Origin of the sequence: Gemmatimonas groenlandica, from assembly GCF_013004105.1 — a bacterium.
Lineage (GTDB): Bacteria > Gemmatimonadota > Gemmatimonadetes > Gemmatimonadales > Gemmatimonadaceae > Gemmatimonas > Gemmatimonas groenlandica.
Window position 1 is genome coordinate 1,312,931 of record NZ_CP053085.1, and the last position, 19,158, is coordinate 1,332,088.

19 protein-coding genes and 1 tRNA gene are annotated in these 19,158 nt (G+C 64.8%); 18 read left to right on the top strand and 2 right to left on the bottom strand.

Annotation, left to right across the window (positions count from 1 at the left end; translation table 11 throughout):
* Entirely contained in the window at window positions 1-1,695 is a 1,695-nt protein-coding gene (locus HKW67_RS05470; protein WP_206044613.1) for a methylmalonyl-CoA mutase family protein, read from the top strand.
* Between the two features lie 6 nt (window positions 1,696-1,701).
* Here HKW67_RS05470 and HKW67_RS05475 read toward each other — a convergent pair whose 3' ends face one another.
* Window positions 1,702-2,139 (bottom strand): BLUF domain-containing protein, encoded by a 438-nt coding sequence (locus HKW67_RS05475; protein WP_171224428.1) that lies wholly within the window; start codon window positions 2,137-2,139, stop codon window positions 1,702-1,704.
* 103 nt (window positions 2,140-2,242) lie between these two features.
* Here HKW67_RS05475 and HKW67_RS05480 point away from each other — a divergent pair, with 103 nt between their 5' ends.
* From HKW67_RS05480 to HKW67_RS05540, 13 genes are all read left to right on the top strand, one after another.
* Window positions 2,243-2,998, top strand: coding sequence for a class I SAM-dependent methyltransferase (locus HKW67_RS05480; RefSeq protein ID WP_171224429.1), 756 nt, complete (start codon window positions 2,243-2,245; stop codon window positions 2,996-2,998).
* A gap of 76 nt (window positions 2,999-3,074) precedes the next feature.
* Entirely contained in the window at window positions 3,075-3,488 is a 414-nt protein-coding gene (locus HKW67_RS05485) for a cobalamin B12-binding domain-containing protein (protein ID WP_171224430.1), read from the top strand.
* Complete coding sequence (locus HKW67_RS05490) at window positions 3,485-5,119, top strand: acyl-CoA carboxylase subunit beta (RefSeq protein WP_171224431.1); 1,635 nt, start codon at window positions 3,485-3,487, stop codon at window positions 5,117-5,119. The genes HKW67_RS05485 and HKW67_RS05490 overlap by 4 nt, the downstream gene beginning before the upstream one ends.
* Window positions 5,119-6,489, top strand: coding sequence for an acyclic terpene utilization AtuA family protein (locus HKW67_RS05495; RefSeq protein WP_171224432.1), 1,371 nt, complete (start codon window positions 5,119-5,121; stop codon window positions 6,487-6,489). Before HKW67_RS05490 ends, HKW67_RS05495 begins: the two co-directional genes overlap by 1 nt.
* 5 nt (window positions 6,490-6,494) lie before the next feature.
* Complete coding sequence (locus HKW67_RS05500) at window positions 6,495-6,848, top strand: AtuA-related protein (protein WP_171224433.1); 354 nt, start codon at window positions 6,495-6,497, stop codon at window positions 6,846-6,848.
* Window positions 6,849-7,180: 332 nt separating this feature from the next.
* Entirely contained in the window at window positions 7,181-9,691 is a 2,511-nt protein-coding gene (locus tag HKW67_RS05505) for a U32 family peptidase (RefSeq protein ID WP_171224434.1), read from the top strand.
* Between the two features lies 1 nt (window position 9,692).
* Window positions 9,693-9,890 carry a hypothetical protein gene (locus HKW67_RS05510; RefSeq protein WP_171224435.1) on the top strand — a complete coding sequence of 66 codons (198 nt, stop codon included), beginning with the start codon at window positions 9,693-9,695 and terminating at the stop codon, window positions 9,888-9,890.
* Between the two features lie 71 nt (window positions 9,891-9,961).
* A complete protein-coding gene (locus HKW67_RS05515; RefSeq protein WP_171224436.1) occupies window positions 9,962-11,755 on the top strand; it encodes a RecQ family ATP-dependent DNA helicase in 1,794 nt (597 codons plus the stop codon).
* A 14-nt stretch (window positions 11,756-11,769) separates the two neighbouring features.
* Window positions 11,770-12,987 (top strand): acyl-CoA dehydrogenase family protein, encoded by a 1,218-nt coding sequence (locus HKW67_RS05520; protein ID WP_171224437.1) that lies wholly within the window; start codon window positions 11,770-11,772, stop codon window positions 12,985-12,987.
* Between the two features lie 472 nt (window positions 12,988-13,459).
* A complete protein-coding gene (locus tag HKW67_RS05525) occupies window positions 13,460-15,031 on the top strand; it encodes an Rne/Rng family ribonuclease (protein WP_171224438.1) in 1,572 nt (523 codons plus the stop codon).
* Window positions 15,032-15,160: 129 nt separating this feature from the next.
* The gene (rplU, locus tag HKW67_RS05530) at window positions 15,161-15,478 is read left to right on the top strand and encodes a 50S ribosomal protein L21 (protein ID WP_171224439.1); all 318 of its coding nucleotides are present in this window, start codon (window positions 15,161-15,163) and stop codon (window positions 15,476-15,478) included.
* 50 nt (window positions 15,479-15,528) lie between these two features.
* Window positions 15,529-15,822 (top strand): 50S ribosomal protein L27, encoded by a 294-nt coding sequence (gene rpmA, locus HKW67_RS05535; protein WP_171224440.1) that lies wholly within the window; start codon window positions 15,529-15,531, stop codon window positions 15,820-15,822.
* A 131-nt stretch (window positions 15,823-15,953) separates the two neighbouring features.
* Window positions 15,954-16,328 carry a hypothetical protein gene (locus tag HKW67_RS05540; protein WP_171224441.1) on the top strand — a complete coding sequence of 125 codons (375 nt, stop codon included), beginning with the start codon at window positions 15,954-15,956 and terminating at the stop codon, window positions 16,326-16,328.
* On the opposite strand, the gene HKW67_RS05545 is transcribed toward HKW67_RS05540, so the two are convergent.
* Window positions 16,319-17,017: a glycerophosphodiester phosphodiesterase gene (locus HKW67_RS05545; RefSeq protein WP_171224442.1), complete on the bottom strand. Its 699-nt coding sequence runs from the start codon at window positions 17,015-17,017 to the stop codon at window positions 16,319-16,321. The two genes, HKW67_RS05540 and HKW67_RS05545, sit on opposite strands and share 10 nt — an antisense overlap.
* 146 nt (window positions 17,018-17,163) lie before the next feature.
* Between HKW67_RS05545 and HKW67_RS05550 the strand changes: the two genes are divergently transcribed.
* The 4 genes from HKW67_RS05550 to HKW67_RS05565 all read left to right on the top strand — a co-directional run bounded on the left by HKW67_RS05550 (window position 17,164) and on the right by HKW67_RS05565 (window position 19,150).
* Window positions 17,164-17,718 carry an RNA polymerase sigma factor gene (locus HKW67_RS05550; RefSeq protein WP_171224443.1) on the top strand — a complete coding sequence of 185 codons (555 nt, stop codon included), beginning with the start codon at window positions 17,164-17,166 and terminating at the stop codon, window positions 17,716-17,718.
* Window positions 17,711-18,418, top strand: coding sequence for a zf-HC2 domain-containing protein (locus tag HKW67_RS05555; RefSeq protein WP_171224444.1), 708 nt, complete (start codon window positions 17,711-17,713; stop codon window positions 18,416-18,418). The genes HKW67_RS05550 and HKW67_RS05555 overlap by 8 nt, the downstream gene beginning before the upstream one ends.
* Window positions 18,415-19,005 (top strand): Spy/CpxP family protein refolding chaperone, encoded by a 591-nt coding sequence (locus tag HKW67_RS05560; RefSeq protein ID WP_171224445.1) that lies wholly within the window; start codon window positions 18,415-18,417, stop codon window positions 19,003-19,005. Before HKW67_RS05555 ends, HKW67_RS05560 begins: the two co-directional genes overlap by 4 nt.
* A gap of 61 nt (window positions 19,006-19,066) precedes the next feature.
* Window positions 19,067-19,150: transfer RNA gene (locus HKW67_RS05565), tRNA-Leu, on the top strand.
* Window positions 19,151-19,158 lie beyond the last annotated feature (8 nt).

The following is a 19,158-nucleotide window of genomic DNA, read 5'->3' on the forward strand; positions in this document are numbered from 1 at the left end:
ATGACGACCATTCAGGAACTCGAGGATGTAGTCCGCCAGCAGCAGGAAGAGCTCGAGGGATTGCGCCGTGAAGTCGGTCAGTGGCGGCAGCAGTACGACACGGGTCGCAAGCGCGACATCGCGTTCACCAATTCCGCGGACGAAGTGCCGCCGCTGTACACGGCGCTCGACCTCGAGGACACCGCCGGTTCCGCCTTCGAGCTGCCTGGCCAGTGGCCATTCACGCGCGGGATTCATCCCACCGGCTATCGCGGCAAGCTCTGGACGATGCGCCAGTTCGCCGGGTTCGGTACGGCGCGTGAGACCAATCAGCGGTACAAGTTTCTGCTCTCGCAGGGACAGACCGGCTTGTCGGTGGCCTTCGACTTTCCCACGCTGATGGGCTACGACGCCGACCATTCCCGCTCGGAAGGCGAAGTGGGGAAGTGCGGTGTGTCGATCTCCTCGATGGCCGACATGGAGACCCTGTTCGAGGGCATTCCGCTCGACAAGGTGTCGACGTCGATGACCATCAACGGCCCCGCCATCATCTTGCTGTGCTTCTACATCGCCGCGGCCGAGAAGCAGGGTGTCAGTGCGGAGAAGCTGCAGGGCACGGTGCAGAACGACATCCTGAAGGAGTACATGGCGCAGCACGCCTGGTGCTTCCCGATTGAGCCGGCGCTGCGCCTGGTCGTCGATGGCTTCGACTGGTGTGCCAAGCACACGCCGAACTGGAATACGATCTCGATCTCGGGGTACCACATCCGCGAAGCCGGTGCGACGGCGGCGCAGGAACTCGCCTTCACGCTGGCCGACGGCTTCACGTACGTCGAGCGCGGTGTCGCACGTGGACTCGATGTCGATGAATTCGCACCGCGCCTCTCGTTCTTCTGGGACATCCACAACGATTTCTTCGAGGAGATCGCCAAGTTGCGCGCCGCGCGTCGCATCTGGGCACGTCACCTCAAGGAGCGGTTCGGCGCGAAGAATCCCCGCTCGTGGATGATGCGCTTTCATTCGCAGACCGCAGGCGTCACGCTCACCGCGCAACAGCCGACCAACAACGTCGTGCGCGTCGCCTATCAGGCGCTGGCCGCCGTTCTGGGCGGCACGCAGTCGCTGCACACGAACTCGATGGACGAGACGCTGTCGCTGCCGACGGAAGAGGCGGTGCAGGTCGCGTTGCGGACGCAGCAGATTCTCGCGTACGAAACGGGCGTACCGAACGTGATGGATCCGCTCGGCGGGTCGTACTACGTGGAAGCGCTGACCGACCAGATGGAACAGGAAGCCGAAGCGCTGTTCGCGCAGATCGATGAGTTCGGCGGCGTCGTGAAGGGCCTCGAAGAAGGCTGGTTCCAGAAGAAGATCGCCGAGAGCGCTTCGCGTCAGCAGTGGGAGATCGAGCAACGCCGTAAACTCGTCGTGGGCGTGAACGAATTCGTCACCGACGAACCCGAACTCACGATCCCGATTCTGCGCATCGGCGAGTACGCCGAGACCGAGCAGCGCGAGCGCTTGGCGGCCCTGCGGGCCTCGCGGGACAACGCGCTGGTCACGGAGCGGCTCGATGCCCTCCGGAACGCGGCACGGGGCACCGAAAACGTGGTGCCCCGCATTCTCGACTGCGCGCGCGCATACTGCACGCTGTACGAAATTCGCGCCGCGCTGGAAGATGTCTTCGGTGCGTACCGCGAGCCGGTGTTCTTCTAGCGCCGACTAGTCGGTCAGCAGGCGTTCCATCGCGGCGACTTCGCGCAGAAACGCCGACGCCTGCTGACCGCTCATGTTCGCGGGATCGAAGTGGCGGGAGCCGGAATGTTTGAGGAGCACCGTCTGTCGCGCCGCTGTGACGGCGTCATTCCAGTCCACGATCTTCATCGACCATTCCGCGAAGTCGCGCGTACTGATCTCCTCGACGCTCAACACTTGGCAGTTCGAGTGTCGCGGATCGGTGGCGATGTGATGGTACAGCGCGTTCACGGCGAGCCGCTCTCCTTCGAGCGCCTGCAGGAACTGGCCACCGCCGTAGCACAGGATGCCGGTGATCGCGCGCTCGCGGTTCGTCTCGGCCGCGGTGTCCATGATCGTGATGAAATCACGGTAGCGCAGGTCCTCACGCGCATCGCTTGTATAGATCAGACGGATTGTATGCACGGCATTCCCACTCACGTTCGAGATCGGTCCTTCCCGTCAGCGACCCCGGCGGCGGGAGGCTAGGCGACTTGTGTGGGACCGTGGGGTTATCTAGCGTGTCCAGATGAAGACGACCAGCCCTTGGTGGGCAACACACTTTGACGCGCAGTACCTCCACGAGTACGAACCCCTGTTCAATCTCGTACAGGATCGTCGCGAGGTATCGCGTCTGCTCGACGTGCTCGAGCTGCCCTCGGGCGCGCGCCTGCTCGACTGCCCCTGCGGTCAGGGGCGCCACGCGCACCTGCTGGCCGAAGCGGGTTTCGATGTCGATGGACTCGACTACTCCAAGCCGCTGCTCGAGGTCGCCAAGCGCCGAGGCGCTGGTAAGACCCTGCGATACACCCAGGGCGACATGCGGAAGTTGCCGGCCAAGTGGACCGGCCGTTTCGATGCCGTGCTCAACCTCTTTACGTCCTTCGGGTTCTTCGACGATCCCTACGATGACCGGAAGGTCCTGGCCCAGTTTGCGCGGGTCCTGAAGCCGGGGGGCGTGCTGATCTGGCACGGCGGCAGTCGTGACGGCGTCATGGCGCGCTTTCTGTCCCGTGACTGGTGGAGCACCGAGGACGGGACCGTGTTCGGTCAGGAACGGCGTTTCGACCCATTGTCGGGCTTCCTTGAGATCACGTCCACCTGGCGCGGTCCAAAGGGAGACGGGGAGCGCACGCACCGCATCCGCCTGTATTCGGCGTCGGAGTTGGCGGCCCGAATGCAGGAGGTCGGTCTGGTGGTCGAGCAGGCGTTCGACGCGTGGACCGAGCGCCCGCTGACACGTAAATCCAGCGAAATGCTGCTGGTGGCGCGTAAGGACGGGTGAGTAGCTTGAAGGGCTGCCGCGCGGAATCCTCGCGTCGGCGGCGCCCGACCCCGGGTCCTTTCCCGTTTGCCCTCCGATGACTCGACCGATTCGCGTGCTCGTGGCCAAGCCTGGCCTCGACGGCCATGATCGCGGCGCCAAGGTGGTGGCTGCCGCGCTCCGTGACGCCGGCATGGAAGTGATCTACACCGGTTTGCACCAGACTCCCGAAATGATCGCCTCGGCGGCCATTCAGGAAGACGTGGACGTCGTGGGCCTCTCGATTCTGAGCGGCGCCCATATGACCCTCTTCCCGCGTGTCCGCGACCTCCTCGTTGAGGCAGGACGCGACGATATCCTGCTGACTGGCGGTGGGATCATTCCGAAGGAAGACATGGATGCCCTCCAGCAGCGCGGCGTGGCCCGCCTGTTCGGTCCGGGGACCAGTACGCAGGACCTCGTCGAGTACATCCGCGACTGGTTCGCGTCCCGTCAGCAGCAGGACGCGTGAGCGGGCGGCTACGCCAGCTCGCTGACGACGTTCGCGCGCTGGAAGCCCGCCTCCGACTCGGGGGCGGACCGGACAAGATCGAGAAGCAGCACAAGCAAGGAAAGCTGACCGCCCGCGAACGTGTCGAGCGCCTCGCCGATCCCGGAACGCCGTTCCTCGAGATCGGCCTGCTCGTCGCCTACGACCGCTACGAAGGGCAGGCACCCGGTGCCGGCGTAATCACCGGCATTGCGATCGTCGACGGGCGTGAGGTGGTCGTCGTCGCCAACGACGCGACGGTGAAGGCCGGCTCGTGGTGGCCCGAGACGATCACCAAGATTCTGCGCGCGCAGGAAGTTGCGATGCGCTGCCGGATCCCGATCATCTATCTCGTCGACTCGGCGGGCGTGAACCTGCCGTATCAGGGCGGTGTGTTTCCCGGCCAGTTCGGTGCCGCGCGCATTTTCTACTACAACTCCATCATGCGGCGCTATCTGCGGATTCCGCAGTTCTCCGCAGTGATGGGGCAGTGTGTCGCTGGCGGTGCCTATCTCCCCGCCTTGAGTGATGTGATCCTGATGGTGAAGGGCACGTCGTTCATGGGCTTGGGCGGCCCGAACCTCGTCAAGGGCGCGACCGGGCAGACGGTCGACGGCGAGACGTTGGGCGGCGCGATCACGCATACGGAGATTTCGGGCGTGGCGCACTACGCACTCGACGACGATACGCAGTGCCTCGACAAGCTGCGTGAGCTCGTGGCGCGACTGCCCAAGCCGTTTCGTGGTGTGCCTGCGACGTATCGGCCGCCTGCGGTCCCGCCGTCGGCGCTGTACGACGTGCTGCCGGCCGATCACCGCATGTCATACGACATGCATGCGGTGCTCAAGGCGGTTCTCGATGACGGCGCGATCGACGAGTTCCAGCCGCACTTGGCCAAGGAAATGATCTGCGGCGATGCGCGCATTGAAGGCATTCCGGTGGGCATCGTGGCGAACCAGCGTGGTCTCATCAAGGGGCGCGCCGGCGAACGCCCGCGCTTCGGTGGCATCATTTACGCCGAGAGCGCGGAGAAAGTCGCGTACTTCATCGAGCGCTGTGATCGGCAGGGTCTGCCCATCGTCTTCGTGCAGGACGTCTCGGGCTTCATGGTAGGTCCCGACGCCGAGCACGAAGGTATCATCCGCGCTGGCGCGCGCTTCGTCGAAGCGATGGCCTGCGCGCGCGTGCCCAAGATTGTCCTCACGGTCAATCACGCGAGTGGTGCCGGATACTACGCGATGGCCGGGCAGGGATTCGATCCCGACTTCATCCTCAGCTGGCCGACCGGCCGCATGGCGGTGATGGAGGGCGAAGCGGCCGTTGGTGCGGTGCATGGCCCCGCGCTCGATGCGGCGAAGAAGGCCGGCGTCGATCCGTCAGCGGAAGTGCTCGAGTCGGCCGCACAGATGCGCGCAGACTACGAAACGCAACTCGATGCTCGCTACGCCGCCGCGCGTGGCTTCGTCGATGCGATCTGCTATCCCGAAGACACCCGCACGATATTGGCGCTTGCGCTGCGTGCGGCGGCCCAGAATCCGGGGCCGCATCTCGGTGCCTTCGTTTTGCCCCCCATGCCGACCTACGGCGCGCCGGTTCCCGGCACGGAGTACTGATGTCTGATTCATCGCGCGTGGTGCGCGTCGCCAGCGGTCAGGGCTTCTGGGGCGATTGGCTCGAAGCCCCTCGTCGCCAGGTGGAAGGTGGTCAGGTCGATTATCTGATGCTCGACTACCTCGCGGAAGTCACGATGTCGATTCTGCAGAAGCAGAAAGAGCGTGATCCCCGAATGGGCTACGCGCGTGACTTCATCGGCGCCATGGAAAGCGTGTTTCCGGCCGTCGCCGAACGTGGCGTGAAGGTCATCGCAAACGCGGGCGGCGTGAATCCCGTGGCATGCGCCGAGGCGCTGCTCGATGCGGCCGCGAAGCACGGCGTGCGCGGCAAGATCCGTATTGGCGTGGTGACGGGCGATGATATTCTCGCCAGGCTCGATGACCTCATGGCCGCCGGCCATGAACTCAAGAACATGGACACCGGTGAGCCACTCTCGACGATTCGCGATCGCGTGATGTCGGCGAACGCATACATCGGATCTGAGCCGATCGTCGAAGCGCTCGCACAGGGTGCGAACGTCGTCGTGATCGGGCGCAGCACCGATACGGCGCTCACGATGGCACCGCTGCGTCATGAATTTGGATGGGCGGCAGACGACTGGAACAAGATGGCCTCTGGCATCATCGCCGGGCACATTCTCGAGTGCGGTGCGCAGTCGTCGGGTGGCAATTGCATGCACGAGTGGCGCACCATCCCCGACATGGCGAACGTCGGCTACCCGATCGCCGAGGCCTCCGAAGACGGCACGTTCGTCATCACGAAGCACGCCGGTACGGGCGGACGCGTGAGCGTGCCGAGCGTGTCCGAGCAGCTGGTGTACGAGATGGGCGATCCGCATGCGTACATCACGCCCGATGTAGTCGCCGATTTCACCAGCATTCAGCTCGCGCCCGATGGTGAGAACCGCGTGCGCGTGCACGGCATCACCGGCGGTCCGCCGACCCCGTTCCTCAAGGTGTCGATCGCGTATCGCGCGGGGTACAAGGCCGTGGGATCGCTGGTGTACTCGTGGCCCGACGCGATGGAGAAGGCGCAGATGGCTGATCGCATTCTCCGCGAACGTCTCGACAATCTCGGACTGAAGTTCGATCAGGTGCTGACGGAGTTTGTCGGCGCCACATCGACGCACGGGGCATTGGCGGGCGACGGCCATGACGCGCCCGAAGTGATGTTCCGCATCGGCGTGCGCGGTGAAAATCGCGCCGACATCGAGCGGTTCACCCGTGAGATCGTGCCGTTGGTGCTGAATGGCCCGCCGAGCGTGACCGGTTTTGCTGGCGGTCGCCCGAAGGTGGAAGAGATTGTGGCCTACTGGCCTGCGCTGCTCGACAAGCGAGCCGTGTCCACCGCCGTCACGATCATGGAGTAACGGCCATGCACATTCGCTTGCTCGATATCGCACATGCCCGCAGCGGCGACAAAGGCGACACCGCCAATGTCGGCGTGATTGCGCTCAAGCCCGAGTGGTATCCGACCCTCGTGACGTACGTGACGCGCGACCGCGTAGCGCAGCACTTCTCAGGACAGATCAACGGCGGCGTCGACCGCTTCGAACTGCCCAACCTCCACGCCCTGAACTTTCTGCTGCATGGCGCCCTTGATGGCGGCGGGACGCTGTCGCTCAAGACGGACGCCCAGGGCAAGGTCTACTCGACCGCGCTTCTGCGCATGGTGATCGACGTGCCCGACGCCGAGGCCGTCGCGGCAGGGCTTCCGGCTTTCGCATGATGGCCCTGCGATTGGCTCTTATTGGTGCCGGTGTCATGGCGTTTGTCTTCGCCCTGCGCACCGGGACCGAATGGGTCCGTTGGGTCGGCATCGGCTGCCTCGCAGGTGCGCTGATCATCAGGTTGGTGGAACGCCTCCGGTCGCGGCCGCGGTAGCGAACGCGGGATTGCCCACCGGAAGCTGTTTGGAGGGCAACGTGTGTGGGGCGCGGGAAGTACTACGGCGAACAGTTCCCCCGTCGCCACCGGTACTTCCCCCGCCGCCCACACGTTCGCCACCGCCGGGCTTCCGGTCGGAAATCACGCGTTGGCCACCGTGGTTAGGTTTGAGGGATGTCTCGCACCCCCGTCCCTGAACTCCTCGCCCCGGCCGGCACACTCGACGCCGTCCGCGCTGCCGTCGCCAATGGCGCCAACGCGGTCTATCTGGGCGCCTCGATGTACAATGCCCGCGATGAGGGCGCCCAGCTCTCGCTGGATGAGCTCGCACTCGCCTGCGCGATCGCGCATGCTCGCGGCGCCCGGGTGTACCTCACGTTCAACGTGCTCATCAAGCCCGAGGAGCTCGGGGAGGCCCTCGCCTATCTCGGCGAATGCGTCGACCGCGGGATCGATGCGGCCATCGTGCAGGATCTGGGCGTGGTGCGGCTCATCCAACAGGTTTATCCGCAGCTCGAGGTGCACGGCTCGACGCAGATGACGGTGCACGACGCCGCCGGCGCGCGGGTCATGCAGCGCCTCGGCGTGGAACGCGTCGTACTGGCGCGCGAAAACACGCTCGAGGACATTCGGGCGATCCGGCAAGCGGTACCGGAACTCGGCCTCGAAACGTTCGTGCACGGTGCGCTCTGCATTTCGTACTCCGGCCAGTGCTTCATGTCCGGTATGATCAGCGAACGCTCGGCGAACCGGGGCTCATGCGCGCAGTCGTGCCGCAAGGACTACACGCTCACCGACGAAGCGACCGGCGCCACGCTCGACAGCGGGTACCTCATCTCGGCGAAGGATCTCGCGGCACATGATCACCTTGAGCAACTCGCTGAACTCGGGATCGGCTGCCTCAAAGTCGAAGGGCGAAAGAAGAAGCCGGAATACGTCGCGACCGTCACGAAGGCCTATCGCGGGTGGCTCGATGCGCTGGCGCGTGGCGAACGCGAACTGGCGCCGTCGATCGAGGAAGTCGAGCCCCTCGTGCAGATCTTCAGCCGCGGCAACACCGGCGGTATGTACGGCGGACGCGAGGGACGGGAGTACATCACGCGCACGCAGCCGGACAATCGCGGATTGCCCATCGGTAAGGTGGTCGGCCATGAGGGCGCGGAACTGATCGTCGAGACTACGCACGCGATCGCGGTCGGTGATGGTCTCGGCTTCGAATCGCCGGAGCTGACATCGTCGGCCACGATGGGCGGCTCGGTGCAGAATGTTCGGCACGTGTGGACGCGCAATGGTACCCATCGACAGGTCGTGAGCGTACGGTTGAGCGCCGCACGATCGCGGGTGCCCGACGGATGGCGCGTCGTGCGCACGAGCGATGCCACCCTGCTTCGGCAGGCACAGGAATCGTTCGCCAGCGTAGCGGTGCCCGAGCGTGTCGGTGCCCTGCGTATTGATGTGCGTGTGTTCGGGCACAGCGGCGGCCCGCTCAAGACGATCTGGAATTCCGGCGAGATGGAAGTCACGGTGCGTGGCGAAGTCCCGCTGAGCGTCGCCAGCAAACGTGCGCTCGATGTGCCGCAGCTTCGTGAACAGCTCGGACGACTGGGAGGCACGGCCTTCAAGCTGGGAACGGTTGACGTGGCCGGTTTGGCCGACGGACTGTTCCTGCCGGTAAGCGAACTGAATCGCATCCGTCAGGACGCGGTCGCGCAGCTCGAAGAGCAACTCGGCTGGGCGCGTCAGAGTGATGTGGCGGTGCGTGAAGCGCGCATCGCCGAGGTGGTCGACACGGTTGCGTCGTCGATCCCGTCGGCGGTCACCGACGCGTCCTTTGCGCTGCGTGCCATCGTGTGCGATCTCGACACCGCGCGCGAGGCCGCCGCGGGTGGCGCAACGGAGATCGTGCTGGATCCGTTCTTACGCCATCCCACGCCACCTCTCGCCCGCGTGCACGCGCTACGCGAGGAACTCGCCGCGGCTGGCGTTACGCTGCGTCTCCGCACGCCAACGATCGTGCGCCCCGAGGAACGCAAGCGACTTGAGAAGTGGCTGGCACTCGACCTGCCGCTGCTGACCGGCCATCTGGGCCTGCTCGCCGAGTTTGGTGGGGCAGGGCGAGATGTCATCGCCGATTACGCGACGAACGTGTTCAACCAGCACACGGCACAGCTGCTGTTCGAGCTCGGGGCGTCGCGACTGGTTGCGTCGATCGAGCTGACGACCGAGGAACTCGGGCAGCTCACCGACCCGTGGCGCGGCCGCAATTTCGACGTGCTCGTCTACGGGCGTACTGAGGGCATGACCATCGAGCATTGCGTCCTGTCGGCGGCGTTCGATCGCGAGCCGACCACGTGCCGCGATCTCTGCGTGCAAAAGCACACCAACGTGTCGTTGACCGATCCAGCCGGTTACACCTTCGCGGTGGCCACCGACTCGGCGTGCCGCAACCGACTGCTGCATTCGCGCCCCATCGATGGATCTGAGTATCTGCCGGACCTCTGGGCACAGGGCGTGCGCGGCTATCAGATGGTCTTCAACGTTCCTGGTGATCCCGTGCAACAGATTGTTCGTGCCTATCGCGACATGCTCGATGCGCTTGCCGGCAACGTCTTGCCGGAGATGACCGCGACCCGCCGCCTGCTCGACGGCGCGTTTACACGCGGGCATTTTGCGAGGGCCGTCTGACATGAAGCGACTGTTTCGCACTCTCATGCCGCTGCTGCCGATCGGGCTGGCGATCCTCGCCGGGATCGACGCCGTTACGGCCTTCCAGACTGAACGTACGGGGCGTGGCGCGTTCAAAGTGCTGAGCGTGCTGGTGTGGTTGTTCATCGCATACATGCTGTACGAGACCAACAAGCGCATTCCGACCGACGAGAAGTAGTTGGCGTTGGCGTGATGACGCGCGCGTTCTTTGGATGACGTGCGCGACGGAGGGATGCGCTAGCGTGCGGCATGCCGATCGCACGCACCACATCAGCCGGTTACGGCACGCTGGAACTCGCCCGCGTCACGCTGCGTGAGACGTTTGGCTATCCGGATTTCCGGCCGCCGCAGATCCGTGCGGTGCAGTCGGTGGTCTCCGGTCGCGATGCGCTGCTCGTACTCCCGACCGGCGGTGGCAAGTCACTCTGCTATCAGGTGCCCGCGCTCGTCCGAAACGGACTGACGGTGGTGATCTCGCCGCTGATCTCGCTGATGAAGGATCAGGTCGATGCGCTCCAGCGCAAAGGCGTGTCGGCGGCGTTCATCAATAGCACGCTGAGCGTGAGCGAGGTCGCGGACCGTATGGCGCGGGCGCGCGACGGCTCGCTCAAATTGCTCTATCTCGCGCCCGAGCGACTGGAGGCCGGCCGCGTGCTGCAGCAACTCGTGGAGGTCGGCGTGCAACTGCTGGCCGTCGACGAAGCGCACTGCATCAGCGAATGGGGACACGACTTCCGGCCGAGCTATCGGCGAATCGGCCTGATTCGCGAGCGACTGGGTACACCGCAAACCGTTGCCCTCACAGCAACCGCCACACCCGATGTCCGGAGGGACATCGTGCGTCAACTCGCGCTCCGTGACGTCGAGGTGGTCGTGGCCGGTTTCGATCGTACTAATCTCACGTATTACGTGACACCGGTGCGCACGCAGCCCGATAAGGACCGAGCAGCGATCCGTCTGCTTCGCACCTTCGACGCGCCCGCGATCGTGTACGCACCCACGCGCAAGGCGGTGGAACGCGTGACGTCGGTCTTGGTGCGCGGTCGAATCCGCGCCGTCGCCTATCACGCCGGATTGGATGACGCGCTGCGCCAGCGCGCGCAGGATGCCTTCATGCAGGAGCGCGCCCGCGTGATCGTGGCCACCAGTGCGTTCGGTATGGGCATCGACAAGCCGGATGTCCGCCTGGTCGTTCATCACTCCATGCCCGGCTCTCTCGAGGCGTATTATCAGGAAGCGGGACGTGCCGGTCGCGACGGCGAGCCGAGTACGTGCGTGTTGCTCCACGCATATCCCGATCGCTTCACGCACGAATTCTTCATCGGCAGTGCACACCCGGAGCGATCCGTCATTGAGCGCACATGGCGGATGCTGCGATCGCTCGTCGACCGGCACGGACTTGTCGCATTCACCGTTGACGAGCTGGCGAAGCGGGCGCCGGCGTCACTAGGCGAGCGCAAAGTCGGGGCGGCCCTTCGCGTACTGATCAAAGCCGGCGCCTGCAAAGCCGAGGCGGCACCTATGGGTCGCGTCTCCGTCCGGCTCCTCGCATCTCCGGAACGGATCATCGGCGAGCTCACGGGCGACCGCGCGTTCGATCGGGAAGTGCTCCGGGCGCTGTGGCGTGCGGTCGGCAGCAAACTGGAGCTCGGTGCGACCATTGACCTCGACCGGCTATCTCGAGGGCTCGGTGGATCGATGGCGCTCGTCCCTGTTTTGGAGCGGCTGGCAGCGCAGCAGTTCGTCACGTGGACGCGAACGGGGGCAGCTGTGCGCCTCGATCCGCGCGCGAAGCGCGCGGACTGGCTGCCGGTCGAGTGGACGGCGATCGATCGGCGGCGCAGATCCGATCTGAACCGTCTCGATGCAATGCAGCGATATGCGCAGACGCGCTATTGCCGAAGAGCGTTCGTCCTGCGCTATTTCGGAGACCCCGAAGTGCGCTCCCAGTGCGCTGCCTGCGATCGTTGCTTGGGCACCACTGAAGTCCTTCCACCGGCCAGCACGAAGCAGTCCGATCGTGGCCGGTCCCGCCCGCTCTGACCTCGACGTCTTCCATGGACGATAGTCTTTATTTCAACGAGCAGCATCTCGCCGTGCGCGACATGGTCCGCAGTTTTGCGCGAGAGCAGGTTGCCCCCGTCGCCTCGCAACACGATGAGGACTCGACGTTCCCCTGGGTGAATGTGAAGGCCATGGGTGATCTCGGACTCCTCGGTATTCCGTGGTCCGAGGATGTCGGTGGTGCCGGATTCGATACGATCAGCTTCATGATCGCGATCGAGGAGCTCGCGAAAGTGTGCGCCTCGCATTCCATCACGATCAGCGCGCACACGACGCTGGGCACCTCGCCCATCGTGAATTTTGGTACGCCGGCGCAGATCGCGCAGTACGTGCCGCTGCTGGCCAGCGGCAAGGTCCTTGGCGGCTTCGGTCTCACCGAAGAGAGCGCCGGAAGCGATGCCGGCGGCACGCGTACGACGGCGGAGAAGAAGGACGGCTACTACCTGCTGAACGGCTCCAAGCGGTTCATCACGCATGCCGGTGTCGGTGAGGTGTTCGTCGTCACCGCGGTGACCGACCCGTCCAAGGGCACGAAGGGCATCTCGTCCTTCATCCTGAACAAGGAGAGCTGCGATCTCGAGCAGTGCCGTGTGCTAGGCGTCGGTCACGACGACTCGTTGAAGCCGATGAAGGGCTTCACGTCGGGCAAGAAGGAAAACAAGCTCGGATGGCGCGCGTCCGACACGCGGGAACTGTTGTTCGACAACGTCGAAGTGCCGGCGGAGAATCTGTTGGGCACCGAGGGCCTCGGCTTCATCAACTTCATGAAGACGCTCGATGCCGGACGTATCGGGATCGCTTCGCTCTCGATCGGCATTGCGCAGGGAGCACTCGAGGAGTCGCTCAAGTACGCGTCGGTCCGCAAGCAGTTCGGGGCGGCCATTGCCACGTTTCAGGGCATCCAGTTCCAGCTGTCCGACATGGCGACGGAGATCGAAGCCGGCCGCCATCTGGTTTATCACGCGGCGTGGCTGGCCCAGCAGGGCAAGCCGTTTGGCAAGGAAGCCGCGATGGCCAAGCTGTTCTGCTCGGAACTGGCGATGCGAGCCACGATCAAGGCTATCCAGATCCACGGCGGGTACGGCTACACGAAGGACTATCCCGTTGAGCGCTACATGCGCGATGCGAAGATCTGCGAAATCGGCGAAGGGACGAGCGAGATCCAGCGTATGGTGATCGCGAGGCACCTGCTGAAGGGACTGATGGACTGAGTCACCGGGACGGACCGCCCTGGGTGTATTGCGGGAGACGTTCGGTCCCGTGTACTCTTCCTTGGTAGTTCGTTTTGGCAGGACCCCGCAGTTTCCGTAGCCGTCGCTTCCGGCGCCGGCGGCCCGTGCGACTCACGGGCCGTTTGCGTTTGTGGTGGGGGCGGATCGGCGCCAGCGTGCAGCCATCCGACGCCTTCCACACGTCCCACCGCACGACACACCCCGTGTGTCGATCGCGGGCAATCGCGTTTGTCCTGAGGCCTGCGCCTCCCGCCGCTATCGAAGCGCGGGACGGTCCGCGGTATTCGGGCGCGAGTCGCCCGTCCGATCAGTCGTGCTGGCTGGGGGAGCCCCGTGACGTCGTCCGTGTCGCCGCCTTCTGGCGCGCTCGGGCAGCCTCTGTTCGATCACCGTGTTCGTCGCCGCATCGGTCCAGTGGGGTCGCCACCGCCGAGGCGCGCGGCACGTCAGAATGAAGCGAGAAATCCTGGTGAACGCGACGCCGCGCGAGACGCGCGTCGCTATTCTCGAGGACGGCCAGTTGGTGGAGTTGCTGGTGGATCGACCCGATGCGCGTCGCATGGTTGGCGATGTGTATCTCGGGAAGGTCGAAGCCGTGCTCCCCGGTATTCAGGCCGCCTTCGTGAACATCGGCACCGAAAAGTCCGCATTCCTGCACGCCGCCGACGTGGTGGTGGAGGATGCGCCGGTGGCCGACGACGAAGATGATGACGAGGACGAGGCCGGCGAGGATGCCGGTGGCGGGAGCGCCGGCGGTGGTCGCCGCGGTCGCCGCGAAGTCCGCCCCATTCAGGACCTCCTGAAGCGCGGCCAAGACATCCTCGTGCAAATCACAAAGGAACCGATTTCGACCAAGGGCCCGCGTGTGACCGCACAGGTCTCTCTCGCCGGTCGGTTCCTGGTGTACATGCCGTTCGCGTCCAAGGTCGGCGTCAGCCGAAAGATCGACGAGCGTTCCGAGCGACAGCGCCTGCGGGCGATGGTCTCCGAGATGCTGCCCGATGATGTGGGCGGGGTCATCATCCGCACCGTCTCGGAAGACGCGACCAAGGAAGTGTTCGAGCGTGAGCTCAACACCCTCATCAACAACTGGAAGCGGATCAAGCGGAAAACGCAGTTCACTCGGGCGCCCGCGCTGGTACACCGCGAGACGAACGTGACCCGCGGTCTCGTGCGCGATCTGTTCAGTGCGAAGGTCGAGGGCGTGACCGTCGACTCCCGTCAGGTCTTCAACGAGATCACGGAGTATCTCACGGGAATCGCCCCCGAGCTCGTCGAGCGCGTCAAGCTGTACGAGGATACGGTGCCGTTGTTCGACAAGGCGGATATCGAAACGGAAATCCGCGATATCTTCAAGCGGCGCTGTGACCTGCCGAGTGGCGGCTACCTGATCATCGAGCCGACCGAGGCGCTCGTCTCGATCGACGTGAATTCCGGTCGCTACACGGGCAAGCGTGACCCCGAGAAGACGGTGTTCAAGACGAACACCGAGGCGGCACGTGAAATTGCCCGTCAGCTCCGGTTGCGCGACGTTGGCGGCATCATCGTCTGTGATTTCATCGATATGGAAACGCAGGGGAATCGCGACAAGGTGATTCACGAGCTGCGTACGCACCTCGGTCGAGATCGCGCCCGTACCAAGGCGCATGCGGTCTCCGACCTGGGCCTGGTGGAGATGACGCGCCAGCGCGTGCGGCAGAGCCACTGGCAAAGCATGACCGAGTCGTGCCCTACCTGCAGCGGAACCGGTCGTGTGTTCACGCCCGAAACGATCGTCCGGCGGACGGAGCGGGCCGTGCGCCGTATGTCGGCGGAGGGACGCCGCGAGCCGGTGATCCTCCGGCTCCATCCGGAGGTCGCCCTTCACGTGCTCGAGCAGGAACACGACTTCGTGAAGCGCTTGGAGAAGCTGGCCGGATTCCCGATCGAGCTGCGGGACGATCCTTTGCTCCGACCGGATGAAATGAAGCTCGTTATGCGGGGCGCCCAGCGGGACGTCACGCAGCAGTACGCCCTGGCCTGAAACCGGCCAAAAACTCACGTTCCCACATGCGCCTGAGGCTGGTCTCAGGCGCTTGACAGCTAAAGCGAAGCCGGATAAGCTTTAAGGCTACGTTTGAAGCCTGCAGAATACGATTTAACAGATAGAGCCATGAGCTACGCGATCATTCGCACCGGCGGCAAGCAGTTCCGTGCCGAGCCGGGCAAGTCCCTCAGGATTCCCTCGTTGCTGGGCGATGCCGGCACGGCCGTCGAGTTCAACGACGTCCTTATCGGCAACGACGGCACCGGTGTCCGCATGGGCGTGCCCACGCTCAGCGGTGCCAAGGTCACCGGCGAGATCGTGAAGCACGGCCTCGAAGACAAGATCATCGTCTTCAAGTTCAAGCGCCGTAAGAACTATGCCCGCAAGCAGGGTCATCGGCAGAAGTTCACGGAAGTCCGCATTAACGAAATCACCCTCGGCTGATCGCCGGCGGCGCGCCTCACTGTCGCGCCTCCTTTTCCGGAGTAAGAGCAATGGCACATAAGAAAGGCGTCGGCTCATCACGCAACGGTCGCGATTCGAATCCGAAGTTTCGCGGCATTAAGAAGTACGGTGGTGAGTTCGTAACGGCTGGCAACATCATCGCGCGTCAGTGCGGTACGAAGTGGCATCCCGGCAGCAATGTCGGCATGGGCACGGACTACACGATCTACTCGCTCGTCGATGGCGTCGTGCAGTTCCAGCACCACAACAAGAAGAAGTACAAGATCAGCGTGCTTCCCGTCGAGTTCGTCGAGATGATCGTCGAGGAAGTGGTCGAGGCCTGAGCCTCACCGCGCGTTCGTTGTATTCAGGAAGCCTCCGCCTCGCGGGGGCTTCTTGCGTTCTCCGGCGTAACTTCTCCGCGTCGCTTCACGTAGGTTCTCTGCATCACTCACACTTTGCGGAGAAGCGAGTCATGGCGATCTGGGATAAGGTCAAGCAGGGGATCGATAAGGCCGGCAAGGCCGCGCAGGACGTCTTCGACGAGGGCAAGCTGCGCCTCGACGCCTATCGCGCCCGCGAACAGACTGATAAGGCGGCCGAGGCGCTCGGCTACGCTGTGTTCCGTGCCGCTGATGCAGGCGGTGAGCTCGCCGCCGATGCGCGCGAGCGGCTCATCGCGGCCATGCGGGCGCTGGATGCCGAGGCACGTCGCCTTGAGACTGAGCTGGCCGCGGCGCGCGCCGCCAACGGCACGACGGAGGCTGACACGGCCGCCGGATCGGTGCCGACGGCCCCCGTGCAGCCGCCTGTGCAGCAGTCCGCGCCGCCGACGGATACTCAGGGATAGAACGCCGCCCGGATGGTCGCTGGCACATCGGTGCAAAGGCCATCCACGCCCCATGACGCGAGCAGATGCGCGCGCACCGGATCGTTCTCGGTCCACGCGATGACCTTGGTCCCGCGTTCGTGAGCCGAGATCACGAGCGCTTCGTCGATGAGATGGGTGTATTGCCAGAGTGCGCCCGGCGCGGTGGGGCGAAGCATGCCGGCCGGGTCAATGAGATACGAGTCGGACAAGAACCCGATTTCGGTCGTCGGACGAATCATCCGGACCGCCGCGGGAATGCGGTGGTCGAACGAATGCACCGCCGTTCGCACGGTGGGGTGGCGGTCGAGCAGGGCGGCGACCGCCGCCTCGATGCGCGGGGCCTTCACCTCGATGTAGACCGTGGCCTTCGTCCCGACCAGCGCGAGCACGTCGTCGAGCAGCGGTACCGGATGCCCGCCGCGAAGCTGTGCGCGGCGGAGCTCAGGCAGGGTCAGCTCTCGGATCGCGGCGGCGCCCCCGGCGTCGCCACCCCGCTCGAGGGTGAGCACCGGGTCGTGGTGCACGACCACGTGGCCGTCGGCCGTGCCGTGTACGTCGAGCTCGATGCCGTCCGCCTGCTGTTCGAGGGCACGGGTGAAGGCGGCGAGAGTGTTCTCGAGGCACTCGCGTGACGAGCCGCGATGGGCGATGATGTCTGGTATATGCATGTCTGCTCTCCCTGTCGCGTCGTCGTTGCCCGAGTCCCAGCCCGAACCGCTCCGGCGGCCAAGCTGCGGTGCCCGACCTCGTCAGGTCAATGGCGTGCCACGGCCTTAACGATACCCGCCGGGCGTCGTCCAATAGGTCGAAGCGTATGATCCAAGCCGAACAGACCGATGACGCGTCCGTCGATAGCGCCCTCATTGCGCAGTGGATAGCGGGTGACGAGCGGGCCGCCACGGCGATAGTCGAACGGCACGCGGGCGCTCTGGCGCGCTTCGCGGTCCGTTTGGGGGTCGAGGAGGATGTCGACGAGTTGGTGCAGGACACGTTCATCAGGGCATTTTCGGCGCTCGGCTCGTTTCGGTCGGATAGTTCGCTTCGCACGTGGCTGTTCACCATCGAACGTCGTCTCGTCATCGATCGGCGACGATCGACGGCCAGACGGGGACGCGAGGTCGAGGTAGACGACGGTCATGCGGCCACCGAGTACGACGCGCTCGACGCCTTGGTGGCTGACGAAGCGGCGCAGCGGATGGCGTCGGCGATCGGTCGATTGACACGCATGCAGCGTGAGGTGTTCACGCTGCGTGTGCAGGAAGGGCGGAGTTACAAGGAAATCGCGGAGATCCTCGACAGTTCCGAGGGCGCCGCCCGGGTGCACTACCACAACGCGATGCGAGCCGTGAAGGAGTTTCTCGATGACTGAGTGCCGGACACCGGAGATGCAGGACCTGTTACCCGACTATGTGTCGGCGTCGCTCGATGCGACCGCCGCGGCATTGGTGGAGCAGCACCTGTCGATCTGCGACCCGTGTCGCGACGACATCGCCCTGTTGCGCCTGGCGCGCGCGGTTCGCCCAACGGCCGTGACGGTCGACGTTGCGAAAATCGTGGCGAATCTGCCGCGGCCTACGCCGACGTTGAGACTCGTCCGCTCGTCCAGCGATGCGTCGACGGAGTCCACCTCGTCGCGAGCAACAGCGGCCGCCATCGTGTCGCGTCCGCGACGTCGCTGGTCGTCCTCGGTGTGGCAGGTTGCGGCGGCGGTCGGGGTGATGGTCGTCGGTGGCACCTCGCTGATCGTCTCGCGGAGCAGCCCGACCAGTCTCACCGGCGCCCGCTCGAGCGACGCCCAGTTGGCGGAAGCTGCCGAGAGTGCCTTGGCGCGGACGCCGGCGTCGGCGACGCTGCCCGCGGCGACGGTGGCGGTACTGGATTCGCCCTCGAACATCGGCACCGCTGGTCGCGACACAAAGGTCTCGGTCTCGTATGGCGATCTCGGTGATTACTCCGAGGCTGAGCTGCAACGCATGCTCGATCGCCTCGAGAAATGGGATGGTACCAGCTCGGCCGAGCCGTTGCCGACGTTGCCTGTTGTTTCGACTTCTGGAGGTTCCGCACCATGATTTCGCCGCGATGCCGTTGGCTGGTCGCCGTCGCACTTGTCGCGATGAGCGGTTCGCCCGACGTGGCGTTCGCGCAGGGCATGCCGCCTCGCGCGAACGATCGCGCGGGCGCGTCTCGCATGAATGATCAGCAGCGCGAGGTCCTTGAGAAGCGCTTCAAGGAACGCATTGATGCGATCGTCAAGGCGCGTCTGCGTCTCACCGACGATCAGCAGGTCAAGCTGCGCGAGGTGGCCTCACGCGCGGAGGAATCGCGGCGCGTGTTGCGTCGTGAGGAGTTCGTCCTGCGGACCTCACTGCGCGAGGAGATGAAAGCCGGCGACAAGGCGAACGAGTCCAGGGTCGGAGAACTGCTCGACCAGATGCCTCGCTTGGAGCGTCGAAAGCTGGATTTAATGGAGTCCGAGCAACGCGATCTGGCGAAGTTCCTGTCGCCGACGCAGCGGGCGCGCTACTTCGGGCTGCAGGATGAGCTGCGCCGGGGCATGCAGGACCTGCAGCGTCGACGCATGGGTATGGACGATTCGACGTCCGGCCCGCCTGACAGTCGCGGCTACCGGCGACGCGGGACTCCACCGCCGATATAATCGCCCCCCGTGGCGTCGCTTTCGCTAACCGTGTACACTTAGCCGGGCAGGGATGGTGTACGCCCAGATGGCGGAACTGGCAGACGCACGGGACTCAAAATCCCGCGCCCGCAAGGGCTTCCGAGTTCGACCCTCGGTCTGGGCATCGTTGGT